The organism is Bradyrhizobium sp. (assembly GCF_036009065.1).
GTDB lineage: Bacteria > Pseudomonadota > Alphaproteobacteria > Rhizobiales > Xanthobacteraceae > Bradyrhizobium.
In genome coordinates, this window is sequence record NZ_DASYMN010000262.1 from 1 (window position 1) to 4,348 (window position 4,348).

Annotated in this window: 3 protein-coding genes and 1 pseudogene; 3 read left to right on the plus strand and 1 reads right to left on the minus strand. The window is 62.8% G+C overall.

All coding sequences use genetic code 11. From position 1 onward, the window contains the following. Positions 1-406: 406 nt before the first annotated feature. On the minus strand, positions 407-1,360 hold the full coding sequence (locus VGP39_RS15865; RefSeq protein WP_327569052.1) for an IS110 family transposase: 954 nt from the start codon (positions 1,358-1,360) through the stop codon (positions 407-409). A gap of 216 nt (positions 1,361-1,576) precedes the next feature. Here VGP39_RS15865 and VGP39_RS15870 point away from each other — a divergent pair. From VGP39_RS15870 to VGP39_RS15880, 3 genes and pseudogenes are all read left to right on the plus strand, one after another. Next, positions 1,577-2,757, plus strand: a protein-coding gene (locus tag VGP39_RS15870) for an IS3 family transposase (protein ID WP_327569053.1) whose coding sequence is annotated in 2 segments (ribosomal slippage) — positions 1,577-1,867 and positions 1,870-2,757 — 1,179 coding nt in all. Because the reading frame shifts where the segments join, the coding sequence is not laid out codon by codon here. A gap of 96 nt (positions 2,758-2,853) precedes the next feature. Further along, entirely contained in the window at positions 2,854-3,954 is a 1,101-nt protein-coding gene (locus tag VGP39_RS15875) for a transposase (RefSeq protein ID WP_327569054.1), read from the plus strand. A gap of 238 nt (positions 3,955-4,192) precedes the next feature. Then, positions 4,193-4,348: pseudogene (locus tag VGP39_RS15880) on the plus strand (IS5/IS1182 family transposase); the annotation flags it as partial.

The following is a 4,348-nucleotide window of genomic DNA, read 5'->3' on the forward strand; positions in this document are numbered from 1 at the left end:
GCCAACCACCAGCGCCACCAGATATCTTCCGAATTCGTGATGAAATGTCACGTAGTGAAGCTGTGCTCAGTGATCAGAACGCCGTTCCTGCTTCAGCCCGCTGAATAAGACGGGCTAACATCTCCCTATGAATATAGTACACATAGGGGTTTGTTAGATTGTTCCCCGCTGAAGGTCCGCTACAGACCGCCCGGGGCCAAGCAGAAGACCCGAATAGCGTTCGTGATGCCTCCGCTTCTCCCAGCGGTGCAGGCATGCCTTGAGCGGGAATACGGCACGCTCACTCTCTTTGAAGTGACGCCTGCGCAAGAGCCTGGGCTTCCCCCCTGGGAGTGGAGCGACTGTCTTGTCGGTCAAGCCTGATCTGACCCCTGGATGATTTCGCGGACGCGAAGCGTGGTTAAGGTCAGTTCGATGCTGCGACATGCATGATCTCCTGCCATATCTGTCCGTCGCGAATGATCGCGTTGAGGATCGTCAGCAGTTTGCGGGCCGTGGCAACCAGAGCCACGAGCTTGGGCTTCCCCGCGGCGACCAACTTATCCCGGAACGCCTTCAACACAGGGTTGTGGCGTGCGCCGACCATGGCGGCCATGAACAGGGCCGAGCGCACCCTGGCCCGGCCGCCGCCGATGAAACGCCTGCCTTTCCACTGGCCGGACTGCCGGGTCCATGGTGCGAGGCCGGCGAGCGCACCGATCTTCCGGCGGTCGAGCGTACCGAGTTCTGGCAATTCGGCCATGAGTGTGCGTGCGACAATTTTGCCGACACCCGGGACGGAGGCCAGCAGGTCTTCTGTTTCGCGCCAGGCCGGGGTGCCGCGGACGGCATCGTCGATGTCGGTCTCCAGCGCCGAGAGTTCCTTCTGCAAGGCCGCCAGCAGGCGGGTAATACTTTTCTGCAGCGACTTGCCGGTCAGGCGCTTCTGGCGCTGACGCTCGGCGACGATCATGTCGATGATCTGACCGCGCCGTGCGAGCAGATCGGCCAGATGTTGGGTATCGGCATCGCGCAACGGCCGCACGGCAGGCTTGGTCGCTTCGATGAAGTGGGCAATGCCGCCGGCGTCCAACGGATCGGTCTTGGCGCGCTGACCCAACGCCAGAGCAAAGGCGCGAATCTGAGCAGGATTGACAATGACCACGGGCAACGCGGCAGCAGCAAGGCCGGCCGCCACGACGGTCTCATAGCCGCCGGTCGCCTCCAAGGCGATGATACGCGGCGTGAGAGGTTTGAGGCGGTTGATCAGATCGCCAAGCCCGGATGCATCGCGTGACACGGCGAAACTCTCACCAGAAGGACGCACAGCCACATCCAGGCGATCCTTCGAGACATCAATCCCAACAACAATGGCGTCCATCCTGTCCCGTCCTTGCGCAAGCGGGCTTCGCTGGCGGCCCAAGCGACTGTTCGGGTTCGATGGAACGACGGGCGGAATACCATGCTCCACTACGGGCTTGGTGTCCCTCTGGGTTATCGGTCTTCCGCCTGCCACCGCATCGTCGAGCTTACACGACGGCGGCACCTCCAAGTTACAAGGGTTTGCTAAAGAACCCCCGAACTCCAGGAGGAGGCGATGGCAGACAAACGCAATCGACGGCGGTTCACGCCGGAGTTCAAGGCGCAAGCGGTCAAGCGTGTGCTGGACGGACGCGGCATTTCAGAGGTGGCAACCGAACTTGGGCTGAGCACCGGCCAGCTCAGCACCTGGCGCACCGAGCATCTCGCCGGCGGATCGGCTGAGGCGCTGGCCCAGCGCAAGGCCGAGGAGGCGGACATGCAGCGGCTCCGACGCGAGAACAAACGCCTCGAGGAGGAGAACCAGATCCTGCGAAAGGCGGCGGCTTTTTTCGCCAAGGGGATCGCATGACCCAATTCGCCTTTGTCTCGGCCGAGCGGGCGAACCATGCCGTGAGCCTGCTGTGCCGCGTTGTTGGCGTCAGTGTCAGCGGCTTCTATGCCTGGCTGCAGGCGATCCCCACCCATCAACACCGGGCCGAGGCAGAAGCCGTGTTACGCGGTCACATCGGGCGGATTTTTGCCGCCGGTCGGCAGGTCTACGGCTCACCACGGGTCCATGCTGAACTGCGTCGGGAAGGCCGGCGGCATTCACGTCGGCATATTGAGCGGCTGATGCGCGAAATGGATCTGTCCGCCCGGCAGAGCCAACGGCCTGTTCCGCGCACCACCAACAGTCGTCATGACCATCCGATCGCCCCCAATCGTCTGGCACGAAACTTCACCGCAGACAGGGCAGACCAAGTATGGCTGGCCGATATCTCCTACATTGCCAGTGATGAGGGCTGGCTCTATCTGGCCGCGATCAAGGACATGGCGACACGCGAGATCGTCGGCTGGTCAATGGCTGATCACTTGCGAACCGAGCTATGCACCGACGCCCTGGTCATGGCCTTGCAGCGTCATTCCCCGGCACCGGGGTTGATCCACCATTCAGACCGCGGGGTGCAATACGCCGCTGAGCCGTATCGGGCCGTTTTGGAGCGGCATGGCATCGTTCAGTCGATGAGCCGCCGGGGTAACTGCCTGGACAACGCCCCCATGGAGAGCGTGTTTGCCGCGCTCAAGGTCGAGCACGTCCATCACTGTCGCTTCCGCACCCGCGAGGCGGCGAAAGCGGCGGTGTTCGATGACATCGAGGTGTTCTACAATCGGCAGCGCCTTCATTCCGCTCTCGGCTACAGAACACCTGCCGAGGCACGGGCCAACTTGGAGGGGATCACCATGCTGGCCGCGTAATGCTCTGATCCCATCCCTCCACTCCCAGGGGGGAAGCCCAGATAGGCGTTAAATTAGCTATTGATCTGATGCCTCTCGGTACGATTCTGGGGGCAGATGCCAAACACAGCATCTCTGCCGGCAGACCAGTTTGACGAATTGCTGCGGCGACTGCCCGCCGCGCTTGATCTCGACAACCTCGCCCGGCAAACCAGGGCGATCGAGCGCAGGCGTGCGCTTGGGAGCGGCGCCGACCTGCTGCGTCTGGCGCTGGCGCGCGGTCCCGGCGGCTTGTCGCTGAGCGAGACAGCCGCCTGGGGGACGATGCGCGGCTTTGCCGAGATGAGTGACCCAGCCGTGAAGTATCGCCTGGACAAGGCAGTTGAGTTCCTGGACGCCGTGATGGTCTGCCAACTGGCGGAACAGGCTCCGGGTGCGGCCGTGCGTTGGACCGGGCGCACGCTGCGCGCCAGCGACGGCAGCTGCTTTTGCGAGCCGGGCAACAAGACGACCAGTTGGCGGCTGCACGCGGTCTACGACCTCGGACGCGGCGGCTTCTCGCATTTCGAGCTGACCGACAAGCACGGTGCCGAGGCGATCGAGCGTGGTGCCCCGAGCCCGGGCGAGATACGCATCGGCGACCGCAATTTTGCCCGCGCGCCGAGCCTGCACCGCTTCCGCCAACGGAGTGCAAACGAAGCCGATTTCATCGTCCGGGTGGGTTGGAATGCCTTCCGCCTGACCCGCCAGGACGGATCCGACTTCGATCTCATCACGCATCTCGACACGCTGCCTGCTGATATGACGCCGCACGACGTGATGCTGCGCGCCAAGATTGGCCCGCTGGACCCGCCGTTACCGCTGCGCCTGATCATTCAGCGCAAGACACCAGAGGCGACCGAGGCCGCCCGCAAGAAATTAGGCAGCGAGGCGTCACGCAAGCAGAAGGTGCTCGATCCGCGCAGCCTGGTCGCAGCAGAGTTCATGATCCTGGGCACCTCGTTGCCAACCGAGGGCGACCCGGGCGAGGAACTGCTCGCGGTTTATCGCTTGCGCTGGCAAATTGAACTCGCGTTCAAACGGTTGAAATCGCTGCTGCGCATGGACCGCATCCCGACCCAAACCGAGCGGGCATCACGAAGCTGGCTGACCGCGCATCTCATCCTGGCCTTGCTGTGCGACGACTTCGGCCAGGACTTCCTGGCATCTTCCCCCTGAGGACCTGCTCGACGCTGCTTACACCCCTTCGCTCTGGCGCGTGTGGGACATCACCCGGCGTGTGCTGCTCATCGCAGTTCTTGGCAGCATCGCTCTCGATGATCTTCGGCACGCTGCCGCCAACGTGCATCGCCGCCTCGCTCACCCCAGACGAAAACGAAAACCGCATGTCTGCTATCCGGTGCGGAGCTAATTTAACGCCTATGATGCTCTTCCCTCTCTTTGGTTCTGACCTCTCATGCCGCACAAACACAACGTCGGTCGCCGTCATCATATCCCGAAGATGGTGTTCAAGGTGCAGAACTGGCCGGCGTATGAAGCTGGCTTACGTCGGCGTGGCAGCCTGACGTTCTGGATCGAGGACGGCGCGCTGGACCACTGGCAGAGCTATGGA

Excerpts from the sequence above, each read along its gene's own strand:
- VGP39_RS15865 (WP_327569052.1), bottom strand. The coding sequence starts at position 1,360 with ATGGACGCCATTGTTGTTGGGATTGATGTCTCGAAGGATCGCCTGGAT.
- VGP39_RS15875 (WP_327569054.1), top strand. The coding sequence starts at position 2,854 with ATGCCAAACACAGCATCTCTGCCGGCAGACCAGTTTGACGAATTGCTG.